This is a genomic window from Comamonas sp. Z3 (assembly GCF_008121565.1).
In the GTDB taxonomy this organism is placed as follows: Bacteria; Pseudomonadota; Gammaproteobacteria; order Burkholderiales; family Burkholderiaceae_C; genus Comamonas; species Comamonas brasiliensis.
The window spans coordinates 86,896-102,300 of the sequence record NZ_VOQU01000008.1 but is presented as its reverse complement, the minus strand read 5'-3'; the positions used below and the strand labels follow the sequence as shown (position 1 = coordinate 102,300).

Annotated in this window: 16 protein-coding genes; 3 read left to right on the top strand and 13 right to left on the bottom strand. The window is 61.9% G+C overall.

The window, feature by feature from the left end:
* Window positions 1-26: 26 nt before the first annotated feature.
* From FSY59_RS27770 to FSY59_RS22190, 5 genes are all read right to left on the bottom strand, one after another.
* Window positions 27-530, bottom strand: a complete 504-nt coding sequence (locus tag FSY59_RS27770) for a GGDEF domain-containing protein (protein ID WP_255439673.1) — start codon at window positions 528-530, stop codon at window positions 27-29.
* Window positions 484-1,356, bottom strand: coding sequence for a PAS domain-containing protein (locus tag FSY59_RS22205; RefSeq protein ID WP_255439672.1), 873 nt, complete (start codon window positions 1,354-1,356; stop codon window positions 484-486). The genes FSY59_RS27770 and FSY59_RS22205 overlap by 47 nt, the downstream gene beginning before the upstream one ends.
* Before the next feature lie 211 nt (window positions 1,357-1,567).
* Complete coding sequence (locus FSY59_RS22200) at window positions 1,568-1,966, bottom strand: YkvA family protein (protein WP_148729707.1); 399 nt, start codon at window positions 1,964-1,966, stop codon at window positions 1,568-1,570.
* 116 nt (window positions 1,967-2,082) lie between these two features.
* Window positions 2,083-2,703, bottom strand: a complete 621-nt coding sequence (locus tag FSY59_RS22195; protein WP_148729706.1) for a sugar O-acetyltransferase — start codon at window positions 2,701-2,703, stop codon at window positions 2,083-2,085.
* A 136-nt stretch (window positions 2,704-2,839) separates the two neighbouring features.
* Complete coding sequence (locus FSY59_RS22190; RefSeq protein WP_222864302.1) at window positions 2,840-3,547, bottom strand: class I SAM-dependent methyltransferase; 708 nt, start codon at window positions 3,545-3,547, stop codon at window positions 2,840-2,842.
* Between the two features lie 321 nt (window positions 3,548-3,868).
* Between FSY59_RS22190 and bfr the strand changes: the two genes are divergently transcribed.
* Window positions 3,869-4,333 carry a bacterioferritin gene (gene bfr, locus FSY59_RS22185; protein ID WP_003053228.1) on the top strand — a complete coding sequence of 155 codons (465 nt, stop codon included), beginning with the start codon at window positions 3,869-3,871 and terminating at the stop codon, window positions 4,331-4,333.
* A 122-nt stretch (window positions 4,334-4,455) separates the two neighbouring features.
* Here the strand turns inward: bfr and FSY59_RS22180 are convergent, their stop codons facing one another.
* The 3 genes from FSY59_RS22180 to FSY59_RS22170 form a co-directional block, all read right to left on the bottom strand.
* A complete protein-coding gene (locus FSY59_RS22180; RefSeq protein ID WP_003053227.1) occupies window positions 4,456-5,475 on the bottom strand; it encodes a cytochrome-c peroxidase in 1,020 nt (339 codons plus the stop codon).
* Window positions 5,476-5,745: 270 nt separating this feature from the next.
* Window positions 5,746-6,426, bottom strand: coding sequence for a 7-cyano-7-deazaguanine/7-aminomethyl-7-deazaguanine transporter (locus FSY59_RS22175; protein ID WP_003053226.1), 681 nt, complete (start codon window positions 6,424-6,426; stop codon window positions 5,746-5,748).
* 248 nt (window positions 6,427-6,674) lie between these two features.
* Window positions 6,675-7,097 carry a hypothetical protein gene (locus FSY59_RS22170; protein WP_003053225.1) on the bottom strand — a complete coding sequence of 141 codons (423 nt, stop codon included), beginning with the start codon at window positions 7,095-7,097 and terminating at the stop codon, window positions 6,675-6,677.
* A 140-nt stretch (window positions 7,098-7,237) separates the two neighbouring features.
* Here FSY59_RS22170 and FSY59_RS22165 point away from each other — a divergent pair, with 140 nt between their 5' ends.
* Window positions 7,238-8,098: a helix-turn-helix domain-containing protein gene (locus FSY59_RS22165; RefSeq protein WP_187427962.1), complete on the top strand. Its 861-nt coding sequence runs from the start codon at window positions 7,238-7,240 to the stop codon at window positions 8,096-8,098.
* Between the two features lie 82 nt (window positions 8,099-8,180).
* Here the strand turns inward: FSY59_RS22165 and acnB are convergent, their stop codons facing one another.
* The 5 genes from acnB to FSY59_RS22140 all read right to left on the bottom strand — a co-directional run bounded on the left by acnB (window position 8,181) and on the right by FSY59_RS22140 (window position 14,282).
* Window positions 8,181-10,766 (bottom strand): bifunctional aconitate hydratase 2/2-methylisocitrate dehydratase, encoded by a 2,586-nt coding sequence (acnB, locus tag FSY59_RS22160; protein ID WP_003053223.1) that lies wholly within the window; start codon window positions 10,764-10,766, stop codon window positions 8,181-8,183.
* Window positions 10,767-10,863: 97 nt separating this feature from the next.
* Window positions 10,864-11,421 (bottom strand): hypothetical protein, encoded by a 558-nt coding sequence (locus FSY59_RS22155; RefSeq protein WP_148729704.1) that lies wholly within the window; start codon window positions 11,419-11,421, stop codon window positions 10,864-10,866.
* Between the two features lie 31 nt (window positions 11,422-11,452).
* Entirely contained in the window at window positions 11,453-12,457 is a 1,005-nt protein-coding gene (locus FSY59_RS22150; protein WP_148729703.1) for a CoA ester lyase, read from the bottom strand.
* Window positions 12,454-13,278, bottom strand: coding sequence for a trans-aconitate 2-methyltransferase (gene tam / locus FSY59_RS22145; protein ID WP_148729702.1), 825 nt, complete (start codon window positions 13,276-13,278; stop codon window positions 12,454-12,456). The genes FSY59_RS22150 and tam overlap by 4 nt, the downstream gene beginning before the upstream one ends.
* 14 nt (window positions 13,279-13,292) lie before the next feature.
* Window positions 13,293-14,282: a malate dehydrogenase gene (locus tag FSY59_RS22140; RefSeq protein WP_003053219.1), complete on the bottom strand. Its 990-nt coding sequence runs from the start codon at window positions 14,280-14,282 to the stop codon at window positions 13,293-13,295.
* Window positions 14,283-14,511: 229 nt separating this feature from the next.
* Here FSY59_RS22140 and FSY59_RS22135 point away from each other — a divergent pair, with 229 nt between their 5' ends.
* Window positions 14,512-15,303, top strand: coding sequence for a GntR family transcriptional regulator (locus FSY59_RS22135; RefSeq protein WP_003053218.1), 792 nt, complete (start codon window positions 14,512-14,514; stop codon window positions 15,301-15,303).
* The last annotated feature ends 102 nt before the right edge of the window (window positions 15,304-15,405 follow it).

The window sequence follows — 15,405 nt, the reverse complement described above, 5'->3', positions numbered from 1 at the left end:
TCGCAGCGCAGGGCGCCGATTGGAGATTAAACACCGGCCAGGCAGACGCTGTTGCGGCCTTTTCGCTTGGCTTCATACAAGGCCCTGTCCGCCATGTCGATGAGGCTGGAGCAGGAGGAATCCAGCGCAGGACCGCTTGCGCATGCAACTCCCACGCTGATGGTGATCTGCACCAATCCGGTTTGCGGATTGCCTAGCGACAGGGCCTCGACCTGTTGCCGGATGAATTCGGCGAGCCTGGCCGCGCCGGACAGCCCGGTGCCAGGCAACAGAATGGCGAATTCCTCGCCCCCATAACGGGAAACCAGGCTGCCTGCGCGCTGGACGCAGTGCGCCAGCAGGCCGGCGAAACACTTGAGCACCTCATCGCCGAACGGGTGCCCAAAGCTGTCGTTGAGTTGCTTGAAATGGTCGACATCCAACAGAAGCAGCGAAAGTGCGGTCTCCGACCGATGTGCTCTGCGCCACTCCGACTCCAGCGCCTCATCGAACCGTCTGCGGTTCACCAAGCCTGTCAACGCATCCTTCACTGCCAGGGACTCCAGGTGCAAAGTCAGCTGCCTCAGCTCTTCCTGCTGCCGCCGTGACGCGGTGATGTCGACATGCGAAAAAAAAGCTGCAACCGTTGGTTTGGGTCCCGCGCAGCTCCACCACGCGCACCCAGCGATCCTGAGGCAGGGCCAGCACATAAGGAGCCCCTGAAAACCGTTGCCGCTCCGTGAGAACCGAAAGTCCTATTGCATAGTCCGTGGTCGGCTGCTCGTGCGCCCACGTCTGTGCATAGATATCTTCAAACATGCGCGCGCCAAGACACTCGATGTCCGTCAAACCATAGAGCACCAGAAAGGAGTGATTGGCCCAGACCGCCCTGTCCTGCTCATCGACCATCAGGATGCCGTCCGCCAGACTTTCCAGGGCCAGTGCCGTATCCTGCGAAATCTGCCGAGGCCGTCGTACCTGCCTGGGGTTGATCCGGTCCTGCATCCCCGTGAGCAAGGGAGCTGTCTTGCGCCACAGTCGGATCCGGCCCAGAGGCCCCAGGGGAAGAGAGGCGGCCCGGACGCGATAGTCATAGTGGTCAAACTCGAACGCACGCTGCTGGTTGTGATGCCGCTGGATGCCCTCTTCGATGTAGCGCTCCATGCATGGCAGCTCCTGCGCCGAAAGCCTTTGCAGATAGAAACGCCGCAGATTCTCGCTATAGGCTTCGCCGGCATAGACATGCCCGGCATGCTCGGGGAAGAACTGCAAAAAGGTATCGTTCCACAGCTGGGTTCTGTCGTTCGCATCAAAGACGCAAACCGCCACTTCCAGCTGGTCCAGGGCAAGTGCCACGAGGCGGAGAATCGAGATCAAGATTCGCTACACAGACAAAGTTGACCGAGCAGGTTTGTCGTCTCGGGCCTGGAGCAGTCCCCTGCAAACCCAGGCAAGAGTGAGATCTGAACGCAGCGAGTCAGCTGCCGGTCTCTCGATGCAGGCTTTGGCAAGGCAGCCAGACTGGAGCAGCCGCTGCGGCCGTCAGCGGCAACCAGTGCCATGGGCGCAGACGCCACGATGCAGACCCTCATGGGCGAGCCTCGGGAGTCAAGCAGTACCAGGCCGCGATTCCTATGCTCACCCAGAGCACGATGATCATGATGGCTCCCGGGCGACTTCTGGGCCTGGCCCCGTTTTCAGCCATCCATGCGTCGGCTTGAACACGGCATTCGGTGAGAACGGATGCCGGCAACAGCTTGACCGTGAGCCAGATCAACCCCGGCAGCAGCAGAGCATCGTCCACGAATCCGAGAACGGGGATGAAGTCCGGTATCAGATCAATCGGACTGAGCGCATAGGCAACCACAAACAGGCCCAGGGCTTTTGCGAACCAGGGCGTCGCGGGGTGTTTTCCTGCGAACCAGAGCGTCACCCCATCGCGCTTGATTCGCTTTGCCCAAGCCTTCAGGCTGTCTCTGATATTCATTGGAAATCCTGGCCAAGAGCCCGGATTTTCTCATTATTTGAAATAACGACTACCAGCTGCGAATCCTGGGCCAGCGCGACCACCTCCAGCCGCCAGCGATCGCAGGCACGCATTACCTAGAAGGCCTGGCCGGGATGCGGGGCCTCGTTGACAAAGCCCGTCTTGTCCTTTGGGGAAATGGCCCGAAGAACCTTGCAGGGAACGCCTGCGGCCACAACCCCTGCAGGAATATCGGAGGTCAGCACACTGCCCGAACCGATGATGGAATCGTCGCCGATCGTCACGCCGGGATTGATATGCACGCCAGCACCTATCCACACGCGGTTGCCGATCCTCACGGGCTTGGCGAAGCAGCCGCCCGCCGCACGCTCGGCCGGATTGATGGCATGGTTGGAGGTGTAGATGCCAACACGTGGGGCCAGCAGAACATCGTTGCCGATGAAGATTCCTCCGCCATCCAGCATGATGCAATCGAAGTTGGCATAGAAGTTATTGCCAATGTGGATGTTCCGGCCAAACTCGCAACGAAAGCGGGGTTCGAAGTGCACGTTCTGGCCTACGGAACCCAGCAGGCGGCGAAGTATCGCCTCACGCACGGGCGCTGGTTCCGAGAAGGAGTCGTTGTACTCGTTGCTCAGCAGCACCGCATGCTGACGCGCGCCCACCAGCTCCGGCGTCAGATCGTTGTACATCTTTCCGGTGCGAATGTGATCGAGCTGGATTTCGAGATTGGACATGAGGGCAGGCTTTGCAAAGTCGACAACCTTACCCCATTGCTGATGCCGTGGACGGCTTGGGACGGCTCGCGTTGCCAGGAGCCTGGCAATGGGCAGACGACCTCGGGCGAAAGCTGCCTGCTTTCCAAGCAGGTTCCTATTGCGCCTTGAAGGTGATCCATGCACTCCAGAACAGGCTTGAGAAAAAGCGCAGCGGATTGACGAAGCCCGCGTTGGCCAGCATCGTTTCCACCGCGGCCTCGGAAAGCGGCGGCACGGCTCCATGGCGGATTTTGCCCAGCTTTGCGACGACCTCCGCCTCATCGGCACCGGCCATGCGCCAGCGTGAAGCCCAGGCTTCAAGGAACAGTGGCTGGGATTCGTAGGGGCACCGGTTGCAGGCCAGGATCAGCGGCCCGCCCGATTTCAAGCGGCGGCCGAGCTCTCGCAAGAGCGCGTCCTTGCGATCCTGCTCGGGAATGTGATGCAGGACTCCGACCAGGGTTGCAGCATCGAAGCCATCGCCATCGGGAAGCTCCTCGACCGTACCGTGGAAGACTGTGGTGCGTCCGGACAGGCCTGCGGCCTCGATACCTGTCATCGCCTGATCGAGCATTGCGACAGCCGGATCGGCGGCCACAAAGGTCCAGGCCGGCTCCAGTTTTGCGGCGCACAGGATTTCCTGACCGGTTCCCCCGGCTCCCGCGACAAGAACCGACTTTGCATCGTGGCCCAGGTGGGCCGAAAGCAGGCAGGCGGCAAGCTCGTGGCAGGCGTCGTAGCCGGCAAGGGCAATACGACTTTGCGTTGCATATTCAATGGATCTGGAGAGATCAAACTTGGCGCTGGCGCTTGTGGAAGTCATGTCGGCCATTGTGGGGAGTGTGCACTGGCGCCAGAAGTACTCCTTTGCGCAGGCCATCGTCTGCTTTGGCGGCATATTGAAAATGCAGGTCTGGCCTTCTCGTCGGTGGCCCGGGGCGGAGATCACGCACAAGGGCTTGCGGGAAAATGGGGCCTGCAGCCGCGCAGCGATCTGCATGCCTGCACGGTGCCAGCAATGCGAATGCATCTGCTTACAGCCCGCATCCAGAGCGCTTGCGCTCGGGAATTGATAGCTGACTTTGATTCCCGAAGCTGGTCGCGGGATACTTCAGGCTTCGCAAATTCACCGAGAACAACAAATATGCAAGGCCATCCCGACGTCGTCGACTACCTCAAGGACCTGCTGCGCGGCGAGCTCGCAGCGCGCGACCAGTACTTCGCCCATTCGCGCATCTATGAAGACCAGGGCTTTGCCAAGCTGTTCACGCGTCTGGACCATGAGATGCAGGAGGAAACCCAGCACGCCGATGCGCTGCTGCGCCGCATCCTGATGCTGGGCGGCCGCCCCGACATGCGCCCCAAGGAATTCACGCCTGGCGAAACCGTGCCCGAGATGCTGCGCAAGGATCTGGACACCGAATACGAGGTGCGCGCCGGCCTGCAGCAAGGCGTGGCGCTGTGCGAGCAGCACCGCGACTATGTGAGCCGCGACATCCTGCTGACCCAGTTGCACGATACCGAGGAAGACCACGCCTACTGGCTGGAAAAGCAGTTGGGGCTGATCGACAAGATCGGTCTGCAGAACTATCTGCAGAGCCAGACCTGAGCCTCTGCGGCGCAGTGCGGAGAAAGACAAAGGCCGTCCTTGAAGACGGCCTTTTTCATGGGCAGGAGACGAACTCGGCGGCCATCACCATCGCCGCCCATGACGGGCGGCGGCAAGTTGGCTCACTCGAAGGGCTGGGGCCGCTTGGTGGCATCGCTGGAAGGCGGCAGTATGGGCAGCACCAGCTTGGGCTGCTCGCCGGTCAGCGTCTTCAGGAACGCGACGATGTCGGCGTTCTCGCTCTTGCTGAACTTCTTGCCCAACTGGATGCGGCCCATGGTGTCCACTGCCTGCGCCAGGGTGTCAGCCGCACCGTCGTGGAAGTAGGGATAGGTCAGCTCCACATTGCGCAGCGTCGGAACCTTGAAGCTGAAGCGCTCCGCATCGTTGCCCGTGACGGCAGCGCGCCCTTCTGCCGGATTGTCGGTCTTGTAGGGTTCGACCAGACCCATCTTCTGGAACGAGGCCCCGCCAAAGTTCACGCCGTTGTGGCAGGCCACGCAACCCGAGTTCTTGAACAGCTGATAGCCGCGCAGCTCCTGGGCGCTGATGGCTTTCGTATCGCCCTCAAGCCATCGGTCGAAGCGCGCATGGGGCGTGACCAGCGTTTCCTCGAAGGCCGCAATCGCCGCTGTCACTTCCTCTATGGTCAGCTTGTTGCTGCCGAACACGCTCTTGAATTCGGCCACATATTGCGGAATGGAGCGCAGCATGTCCACGGCCAGATCGTGCGTGAAGGCCATTTCGCCGGGGTTGGCGATAGGGCCGCCCGCCTGCTCGCGCAGGTTCCTGGCACGCCCGTCCCAGAACTGGGCAAGGTTCAGACTGGAGTTGAGCACCGTCGGCGAATTGATGGGGCCTTTTTGCCATTTGTCGCCGATCGAGGTCTTGAGATTGTCCGAACCGCCCATGCTCAGGTTGTGGCATGAGTTGCAGGAGATGAAGCCGGAGCGGGACAGCCGCGGATCGAAGAAGAGCTTCTTGCCGAGTTCGACCTTGGCGGGCTCCGTGACACTGTGCGCCTTGATGGGCTGCACGGGTTCCTGAGCCGATGCGAGAGCGGCGGCCATCATGGCGGCAGCGGATACGGCACCCAGCACGAATCTCCTGAAGTGCTGGCTGGAGGTGGGCTTGTTTTTCATCGGGAACTCCTTTTCTTGCGCAGCCTGCTGAGGAACGCGATACCGCTGAGCCCTCAGCACCGGCACATCACAGACATGCACCAATGCCGGCTGCATGGTTATTCTTAAGGAGTACCCCTATTGACTCGTTGACCAAACACAAGATCCGAGTCCAAGTGGCAACGGATAGGTCAACCCCGGTTGGGTCGAGACTCTTGCGGGGCGCAAGATGCGGCCCTGTGTCAAACAGGGCGATGGACAGCCGACCAAGGCCGACTGCCCGCAGCGCGCTCAGCGCATCGCCGCTGCGGGTGCGACCTGCACCTTCATGCTGCGCACGATGGCCGCCAGCACCACGCCATAGGCGGGAACAAACAGCAGCAGGCTCACGCCCAGCTTGATGACATAGTCGACCATGGCGATTTCCACCCAGTTGGCCGCCATGAAGGCATCGGAGCTATTCCAGAAGGCGATGGAGAAAAAGGCCGCGGTGTCCAGCACCTGGCCGAACACCGACGCGGCCGCCGGAGCCAGCCACCAGGAATGGCTTTTCTGGCGGATGCGGTCGAAGACCTGAATATCCAGCAACTGACCCAGCACATAGGCAGCAAAGCTGGCCAGTGCGATGCGGAACACAAAGCCGTTGAAGCTTTGCAGCGCCTCCCAGCCATTGAAGCGGCCCTCGTGGAACAGCACGCCCACCACATAGGACACCACCAGCGCGGGCAGCATGGCACGCATGATGACGCGCCGTGCCGCGGTCTTGCCGATCAGGCGTACCGTCAGGTCGGTGGCCAGAAAGATGAAGGGGAAGCTGAAGGCGCCCCAGGTGCTGTGAAAGCCCAGCAGCGTGATGGGCAGTTGCACCAGGTAGTTGCTGGCGATGACCAGCGCGATATGGAACGCGACGAGAACGGAGAGGTAAAACGGCACGCGCGACGCTTGCGTCTGCACGGCATGAGCGGATGTCATGACAGTCCTTTTTGGTCGATGGGGGCGAGGGAACCCATGGTTGCGAAGAGTACGCCAGCGCGGCGCAACCGTGAATTTTACGCGGTACGGAATTATCTCTGCCTCCCTCGGCCCGCTTATCCGCCCGGACACATGGCGGATATAAGAAAAATCATAGCTTGTAGCGCCTGCCAATCCATGTTTTCAACACCGAATCAGCCTACATTCAATAGATGGCAGTCGCTAGGCGCTATCCTTTTCTGCATCACTCAAAGCGCGAGCTGCGCCTCCTGCCGGGCCTGATGGCGCGTGGCACGCAGCCCTGCCCACTGCAGATCGGCCAGGACCAGCACCACGACCGCCTGCGCCGCCACCCAGGCCAGACCCCAGGCACTGAGCGCCAGGCCGGAGCCAAAGACCAGGACCGCGCAGCCCAGTGCCCAGCCCAGATTGCCGAGAGCCACCAGACCGATCAGCGTGCGCGGCAGGGGCCGGCGACGCGCCATCCAGGCAGCGGCCGATGCATAGGCCAGCAAGAAAAGGCCTGTTGCCGTCAGCAGCAAGGCTGGCAGGCCTGTCAGATCTGCCAGCGGCTGCGTGACAACCAGTTGCAGCGCGCCCGTGGCGGCGCAGGAGACCGCATCGGCCCACATCACATGGCGCAGAAACCGTGGAGAAGCAAAAATGGACATGGAAGACTCCTGTTCTGAAAGCAAGTTCTTGCGGCCGGCCCTGTGCCGGCTGCTGGGGTCCATGATTGCCAGCCGCGCGCACAGCGTCGATAACCTCGCAGGTCATGGCCGCATATGCGGCCTGCCACTACGATGCGACCATGACTTCCAGCACCGCCCCCTCTTCTTCTCATGCCGCTCACCTGCCGCCCGGCGCGCGCGCGCCGTTCGGCGAACACCTGCGCCACTGGCGCCAGCACCGTCGGCTCAGCCAGCAAGGGCTGGCACTGGAGGCCGAGATCTCGACACGCCACCTGAGCTATGTGGAAACAGGGCGCGCCCAGCCCAGCCGCGAGATGGTGCTGCGCCTGGCCGAGCGCCTGTCGGTGCCGCTGCGCGAGCGCAATGCATTGCTGGTGGCGGCGGGCTTTGCCCCCATGTACCAGGCCCGCCCGCTGGACCATCCCGATCTGGCCGCCGCGCGCCAGGCCGTAGAGCTGGTGCTCAAGGGCCACGAGCCCAGCCCGGCGCTGGCCGTGGACAGACACTGGAACCTGGTGGCCGCCAATGCCGTCGTGCCGCTGCTGCTGGACGGCGTGGCGCCCTGGCTGCTGGAGCCGCCCGTGAATGTGCTGCGCCTGAGCCTGCACCCCGAGGGACTGGGGCCTCGTCTGGCCAATGCCGGCCAATGGCGTACCCATCTGCTGCATCGCCTGCAGCAGCAGATATCGGCCTCTGCGGACGGCGAGCTGCAGGCGCTTCATGACGAGATTGCGGCCTACCCGTTCGCAGCCCATGGCGCGCCAGCCACCAGCGCTGTTGCTAGCACGGTCGCCGGCCATATCGCCGTGCCTTTCGAGCTGCACACCGATCTGGGCACTCTGAGCTTCATCAGCACCATCACCATCTTCGGCACGCCCGTGGACGTGACACTGCAGGAGCTGGCCGTCGAATCGTTCTTTCCCGCAAATGCTGAGACACAGCAGGCGCTGCGACGGTTGCAGGCCCGGTGCACGGCCTGAAAAGCAAAAAGCCCGCAGGACTTGCATCCTGCGGGCTTCGGGGCCGGGCCCTTGAGGGCCCTGTCATGTGGCGCCTGAGCGCTTAGATCTTGGCCGCCACTTCAGCGTACTCGGCGATTTCGTTGAAGTTCATGTAGCGGTAGACGGAGGCCTTGTCGGCATCGATCACGCCCATTTCCTTCAGGTACTCTTCCTTGGAAGGCAGGTAGCCCAGACGAGAGGCAATCGCGGCCAGTTCGGCCGAGCCCAGATACACGTTGGTGTTCTTGCCCAGACGGTTGGGGAAGTTACGAGTGGAAGTCGAGATGACAGTCGCACCTTCACGCACTTGAGCCTGGTTACCCATGCACAGCGAGCAGCCGGGCATTTCGGTACGTGCACCAGCAGTACCGAAGGCAGAGTAGTGACCTTCCTTGATCAGCTCGTCCTGGTCCATCTTGGTGGGAGGAGCCACCCACAGCTTGACGGGGATGTCACGCTGGCCGCCCAGCAGCTTGGCTGCAGCGCGGAAGTGACCGATGTTGGTCATGCAGGAACCGATGAAGGCTTCGTCGATCTTGGCGCCGGCCACGTCAGACAGGGTCTTGGCATCATCAGGATCGTTCGGGCAGCAAACGATGGGTTCCTTGATGTCGGACATGTCGATTTCGATGACGTGAGCGTACTCAGCGTTCTTGTCGGCTTCCAGCAGGTCGGGCTTGGCCAGCCAGGCTTCGACCTTTTCGATACGGCGCTGCAGAGTCTTGGCGTCGGCGTAACCGTCAGCGATCATGTTCTTCATCAGAACGATGTTCGATGTCAGGTATTCCTTGATGGGCTCAGGGTTGAGCTTGATCGTGCAACCAGCGGCAGAGCGCTCGGCGGAAGCGTCAGACAGCTCAAACGCTTGTTCGACCTTCAGATCTGGCAGGCCTTCGATTTCCAGGATGCGACCCGAGAACTCGTTGATCTTGCCGGCCTTGGCCACAGTCAGCAGACCTTGCTTGATACCGTACAGAGGAATTGCGTGCACCAGATCGCGCAGGGTCACGCCAGGCTGCATCTCGCCCTTGAAGCGCACCAGCACGGATTCGGGCATGTCCAGAGGCATCACGCCGGTAGCGGCGCCGAAGGCCACCAGACCGGAGCCTGCGGGAAAGGAGATGCCGATGGGGAAACGGGTGTGCGAGTCGCCACCGGTACCCACGGTATCGGGCAGCAGCAGACGGTTGAGCCAGCTGTGGATCACGCCGTCACCAGGACGCAGGGCCACGCCGCCGCGGTTGCTGATGAAGTTGGGCAGTTCGCGGTGGGTCTTCACGTCCACGGGCTTGGGATAAGCCGCTGTGTGGCAGAAGGACTGCATCACCATATCGGCGGAGAAGCCCAGGCAGGCCAGATCCTTGAGCTCGTCGCGAGTCATGGGGCCGGTGGTGTCCTGCGAACCGACGGTGGTCATGCGAGGTTCGCAGTAAGTACCGGGGCGCACGCCCTGGCCTTCGGGCAGACCGCAGGCGCGGCCGACCATCTTCTGAGCCAGCGTGAAGCCAGCGTTAGAAGCAGCAGGAGCCTGGGGCAGGCGGAACTCGGTGGATGCGGGCAGACCCAGGGCTTCGCGAGCCTTGGCGGTCAGCGAACGGCCGATGATCAGGTTGATACGGCCGCCGGCTTGCACTTCGTCCAGCAGCACGTCGGACTTGAGCTGGAACTCAGCCACGGTTTCGCCGTTCTTGACGATCTTGCCGGCGTAGGGCAGCACGTCGATCACGTCGCCCATTTCCAGCTTGGAAACATCGACTTCGATGGGCAGAGCGCCGGAGTCTTCTTGCGTGTTGAAGAAGATGGGAGCGATCTTGCCGCCCAGCGTCACGCCGCCAAAGCGCTTGTTGGGAACAAAGGGAATGTCCACGCCCGTGCCCCAGATGATGGAGTTGGTGGCGGACTTGCGCGAAGAACCGGTACCGACCACGTCACCCACGTAGGCAACCAGGTGGCCCTTCTTCTTCAGGTCTTCGATGAACTGCATGGGGCCGCGCTTGCCGTCTTCTTCGGGCTTGAACGCCGCGTCGGGACGCGTGTTCTTGAGCATGGCCAGGTAGTGCAGAGGAATGTCGGGACGGCTCCAGGCATCGGGAGCGGGCGACAGATCGTCGGTGTTGGTCTCGCCAGGCACCTTGAAGACGGTGACGGTGATCTTTTCCTCGACCTTGGGACGCGAAGTGAACCACTCGGCATCGGCCCAGCTTTGCATCACTTCCTTGGCCTTGGCATTGCCGGCCTTGGCCTTGTCGGCCACGTCGTTGAAGAAGTCGAACATCAGCAGTGTCTTCTTCAGCGCATCGGCAGCCACACCAGCCACTTCGGCATCGTCCAGCAGCTCGATCAGGGGGTGCACGTTGTAGCCACCCACCATGGTGCCCAGCAGCTCGGTGGCCTTGGCCTTGGAGATGAGACCCACCTTCAGGTCGCCGTGAGCCACGGCAGCCAGGAAGGAAGCCTTGACCTTGGCTGCATCATCCACGCCGGGCGGCACGCGATGGGTCAGCAGATCCATCAGGAACGCGTCTTCACCAGCGGGTGGGTTCTTGATCAGCTCGATCAGCTCGGCGACCTGCTTGGCATCCAGAGGCAGCGGGGGGATGCCCAATGCGGCGCGTTCTGCCACATGGTCACGGTAGGCTTTCAACATGGGTTCTCTCCAATGGTTTTTTAAAAAAGGCTGCGCGTGGAGCGCGAATTACAGGGCTGGCGCATGTGCGATACGCCAGCCCTCAGCCTCGCCAGACTTATTTGCTGTCCAGCAGGCTGGGAGGTGGGTTCTTGCGGATCGCTTCGGCCACTTGCTGCTGCTCGGGGCTCATGCATTCATCCGCAAGACGCTGACCGGCCTTCTGGTTCATCAGCATGGACTTGTTGGCGATCTGCAGCCACACGGCGCCGGCCGCCTTGTCTTCCAGGCGCACCGTGCCCGTGGAAGTCTTGACGGGAGCCATGTGGTACTTGAAGCCGCGGCCGTCCACGATGAAGTAACCGGGGTTGGCGGTGTCGGCGTTCACATTCACATAGGCACCGAGCTCGCAGGCAATGCGGCCCTTGTGCACGCGCTCGGCCACGGCCAGCTCTTCGGTGCCCAGGGCTGCGGAAGCCGGGCCGGCGGCCACGGCAGCAGCGCCCGCGCCAGCGGCAGCCGCAGCGGCGGCCTTGCCCTTGGCGGGAGCCTTCTTGACAGCGGGAGCCTTCTTGGCAGCGGCGGCCTTGGCCTTGGGAGCGGTTTGTGCCACGGCGGAGTGGCTGATTGCGACCAGGGGAGCGGCAATCATCAAAGTGGCGATCAGGGTCTTCATAGGATTTAGCTCCTGCAGACTTGTTATGAGTTCAATGGGTTGGAGCCAGGGCAAACCAGGGTTGAACCTCAACCGGCAAGACCTGCCCCGTCTGGTGAGCGCGCTCCAGCAACTGCCAGAAATAGCGGTAGCTCGCGCGGTCGTGTAGTACACCACCAAAACTGATGGGCGCCCAATTCTGCACCGCTGCAGAGGTAAGTATTTGTGCCGCCTGCCTGACTTCATCCTCGGCAGGAGAAAAAGCACGCAGGATCGGTCGAATCTGGTCGGGATGAATGCTCCACATGCGTGTGTAGCCAAGCTCCCGCGAGGCTTTTTGCGCGCAAGCCTGCAAAGCTTCAGGATTCTTGAATTCGGTGACCACGCAGTGCGACGGCACCTTGCCGTGGGCATGGCAGGCCGCCGCGATCTCGAGCTTGGCGCGCACCACCAGCGGATGCTCGAACTGGCCCTGGGCTGTCATGGCGGAGGCCGGAATCGCGCCGCCATGGGCCGAGACAAAGTCCATCAGGCCGAAGGAGATGCTTTGCACGGCCGGGTGGGCCGCAATGTCGAAGGCCTGCTGCACGGCAGCGGGCGACTCTATCAGGACATGCAGCGGCACACGCTTGCCTGTCGCACGCTGCAGCGCTTTTTCGGCCTTGATGACGTCATCCACCGATTCCACCTTGGGAATCATGATGTGGCAGAGCCGGCCTGCGGCTGCACCGGCGATGATGTCCATGTCGGCCTGGAAATGTGCATGGTCCACCGCATGCACCCGGGCCGCCACGCGTGCGCCTGCAGCGGCGCCGTTGGCCAGCTCGACGACCAGACGTGCATGCTCGGCCTCCTGGCCAACGGGAGCACCATCCTCGCAGTCCAGCGTCACGTCGAACACGCAGGTGCCGAACTCCTGCATCATCTCGGCCTGCAGCTGCAGGCTTTTGCGCATGCGTGCTTCCACGCCGCTGTAGTGGTCGCAGATCGGCAGACGCTGAGCGCCACCCTGAGCGTCAAGCAGCACGGTGGCGGGATGAACCAGTTCTTTCGTCATGACTTGCGCTGAGCCACCATGAAAAGTCGGGGGAAAGCCAGCAGACGCTTGCCGTCGGCTCGCTCCGGATAAGCCGCATCGATGCGGTTTTGATACTCGCTCAGATACTCGGCCTGCAGCTCCTGGGGCAAACCTTCCACGAAAGGCTTGAGGCCCGTGCTGCTGAGCCACTGCACAATCGCTGCAGCCGAGTCCATGGGATGCTGGTAGATGGTGTGCCACACATCGACGCTCGCAGCCTCGTTGGCGGGAGCCGCCGGCTGGGGCGCCGCCAGCAGGTCGTAATAGACCCCTATGGGCAAAATCTCGGTACGCACCTTGCTCGCATTCCCGATGTGTGCCGCAAACCGGGGCAGCTGCGCGACTTCGCGCATGTTTCGGTGCGAGGGTTCCTGACGGTTGTCAGGCATCTGCACTGCCAGCACGCCACCGGGCGCCAGCAGCGAAAACAGACGGGGAATCAGGCTCTCATGCCCGCCCACCCACTGGATGGAGGCATTCGCATAAATCAGATCAGGCGCTGGCTCACCTTCAGCAGGTGCCCAGGAGGCAATGTCACCGGCCTCGAACCTTGCCTGCGGCAACTGCCTGCGCGCAGTCTCCAGCATGGCTTCGGAATTGTCGACACCGAGCACATCGGCGCCGGGAAAACGCTCCACCAGAAGCTCGGTGGAGTTGCCCGGCCCGCAGCCCAGATCCACGATGTGGAGGCTGCGAGCGGGTGAATGCAAGCTGGAAGGTACTCTTGCCAGCAGTTCTGCCGCAGGGCGGGTGCGCTCATTGGCAAAGCGCAGATACAGCGCAGGGTTCCAGTCTTGCATAGGCTTTGCGCTGATTACAGCAGGTGCTTGACGCCGTCTTGCTCGCCTTGCAGCTCAGCCAGAGTCTTGTTGATGCACTCTTGCGAGAAGGCATCGATTTCCAGACCTTCGACGATCTTGTATTCGCCGTCAGCCGTGGTGGTCACGGGGAAACCGAACACGATACCGGCGGGGATGCCGTACTCGCCGTTGGAAGGCACGCCCATGGTGACCCATTCGCCGTTGGAGCCCAGGGCCCAGTCACGCATGTGGTCGATGGCAGCGTTGGCAGCCGAAGCAGCCGACGACAGACCGCGAGCAGCGATGATGGCGGCGCCACGCTTGCCCACGGTGGGCAGGAACACGTTGGCATTCCATTCCTGGTCGTTGATGGCTTCCTTCACGGACTTGCCGTCCACGGTGGCGAAGCGGTAGTCGGCGTACATGGTGGGCGAGTGGTTGCCCCACACGGTCAGCTTCCTGATGTCGCCAACCTTGAAGCCGCCCTTGGCAGCCAGCTGGGAAGCAGCGCGGTTGTGGTCCAGGCGCAGCATGGCGGTGAAGTTCTTGGCGGGCAGATCGGGAGCCGACTTCATGGCGATGTAGGCATTGGTGTTGGCGGGGTTGCCCACCACCAGAACCTTGACATTGCGCGAAGCCACGGCGTTCAGAGCCTTGCCCTGGGCGGTGAAGATCTGGGCGTTGGCAGCCAGCAGGTCAGCACGTTCCATGCCGGGGCCACGAGGACGGGCGCCCACCAGCAGAGCGTAGTCGGTGTCCTTGAAGGCGGTCATGGGATCGGCGTGGGCTTCGATGCCGGCCAGCAGGGGGAAGGCGCAGTCTTCCAGCTCCATGATCACGCCCTTCAGAGCGTTTTGAGCCTTTTCGTCGGGGATTTCCAGCAGTTGCAGAATAACGGGCTGATCTTTACCCAGCATTTCGCCGGAGGCGATGCGGAACAACAGGGCGTAACCGATTTGGCCAGCTGCGCCGGTAACGGCGACACGGACGGGCTTCTTGCTCATGGTGAAACTCCAAGATTGGAAAAAAGTGAGATGTTATGGGCGCCAGGCGGCACCAGCGTAACCACCAGTAGCGCAAGCTCCGCAAACATGCGGCAAGTGTACTGCCGAAATCAAAGCCCGGTCAATTTGTCTTATGTCTTATATAAGATATGATCTTCACTTAGCGACCAGAGTCAAATCGACTGTTTTTGTGCATCGCATCGCGGAGGCGATACCTTCAAAACCAACTATGCCGACCCCTCACAACACAGCCCCGGACAACAACGCCAGCCATAGCGGTGGCGCCGGCGTCTCCACCCCAGCCTTCAGCCCTCTGTACCAGCAGATCAAGGGCCTGATCCTGCAAAGCCTGGAAGCTGGCGAATGGCGCCCCGGAGAACTGATTCCCAGTGAAATGGAGCTGGCAGCCCGCTTCAAGGTCAGCCAGGGCACGGTGCGCAAAGCAATCGATGAACTGGCCGCTGAAAATCTGGTCATGCGCCGCCAGGGCAAGGGCACGTTTGTGGCCACTCACGCCGCCCAGCAGGTGCAGTACCGCTTTCTGAATCTGCGCCCCGATGCCGGCGACCTGCAGGGCGAAGGCCGCGCCGAGCGCCACATCCTTGAGTGCCGCCGCCTGCGCGCGCCCGCCGAAGTGGCCCGGGCCCTGGCCCTGCGCACCGGCGACGCCGTGATGCATGTGCGCCGCACCCTTTCCTTTGCCGCAATCCCGACTATTTTGGAGGACATCTGGCTGCCTGGCAACGCCTTCAAGGGGCTGACGGCCGAGCAGATGTCCAGCTACCAGGGCCCCACCTACGCCATGTTCGAGCTGGTCTATGGCGTTCGCATGGTGCGGGCCGACGAGAAAATTCGCGCCGTTCTGCCGGATGCCGAGCAAGCCCAGCTGCTGAACATTCCCAGCACCACACCGCTGCTCAGCGTGGAGCGAACTGCTTACACATACAACGATGTTCCCATGGAGTTACGGCGCGGCCTGTATCGCACCGACACCCATCATTACCGCAATGCATTGAACTGAATCCCCCCGTAAAAGCGTTGATTGCAACAGAGCCCAATCCTCTGCTATGCAAATTCGGCTAACGGATTCTGCTGCATTGCAATAGAATTTTGTGTCGCTTCG

What these genes read in the sequence shown, in the direction of transcription:
- FSY59_RS22200 (WP_148729707.1), bottom strand. Translation starts at nt 1,966, where the DNA reads ATGAATATCAGAGACAGCCTGAAGGCTTGGGCAAAGCGAATCAAGCGC.
- FSY59_RS22195 (WP_148729706.1), bottom strand. Translation starts at nt 2,703, where the DNA reads ATGTCCAATCTCGAAATCCAGCTCGATCACATTCGCACCGGAAAGATG.
- FSY59_RS22190 (WP_222864302.1), bottom strand. Translation starts at nt 3,547, where the DNA reads ATGACTTCCACAAGCGCCAGCGCCAAGTTTGATCTCTCCAGATCCATT.
- bfr (WP_003053228.1), top strand. Translation starts at nt 3,869, where the DNA reads ATGCAAGGCCATCCCGACGTCGTCGACTACCTCAAGGACCTGCTGCGC.
- FSY59_RS22180 (WP_003053227.1), bottom strand. Translation starts at nt 5,475, where the DNA reads ATGAAAAACAAGCCCACCTCCAGCCAGCACTTCAGGAGATTCGTGCTG.
- FSY59_RS22175 (WP_003053226.1), bottom strand. Translation starts at nt 6,426, where the DNA reads ATGACATCCGCTCATGCCGTGCAGACGCAAGCGTCGCGCGTGCCGTTT.
- FSY59_RS22170 (WP_003053225.1), bottom strand. Translation starts at nt 7,097, where the DNA reads ATGTCCATTTTTGCTTCTCCACGGTTTCTGCGCCATGTGATGTGGGCC.
- FSY59_RS22165 (WP_187427962.1), top strand. Translation starts at nt 7,238, where the DNA reads ATGACTTCCAGCACCGCCCCCTCTTCTTCTCATGCCGCTCACCTGCCG.
- acnB (WP_003053223.1), bottom strand. Translation starts at nt 10,766, where the DNA reads ATGTTGAAAGCCTACCGTGACCATGTGGCAGAACGCGCCGCATTGGGC.
- FSY59_RS22155 (WP_148729704.1), bottom strand. Translation starts at nt 11,421, where the DNA reads ATGAAGACCCTGATCGCCACTTTGATGATTGCCGCTCCCCTGGTCGCA.
- FSY59_RS22150 (WP_148729703.1), bottom strand. Translation starts at nt 12,457, where the DNA reads ATGACGAAAGAACTGGTTCATCCCGCCACCGTGCTGCTTGACGCTCAG.
- tam (WP_148729702.1), bottom strand. Translation starts at nt 13,278, where the DNA reads ATGCAAGACTGGAACCCTGCGCTGTATCTGCGCTTTGCCAATGAGCGC.
- FSY59_RS22140 (WP_003053219.1), bottom strand. Translation starts at nt 14,282, where the DNA reads ATGAGCAAGAAGCCCGTCCGTGTCGCCGTTACCGGCGCAGCTGGCCAA.
- FSY59_RS22135 (WP_003053218.1), top strand. Translation starts at nt 14,512, where the DNA reads ATGCCGACCCCTCACAACACAGCCCCGGACAACAACGCCAGCCATAGC.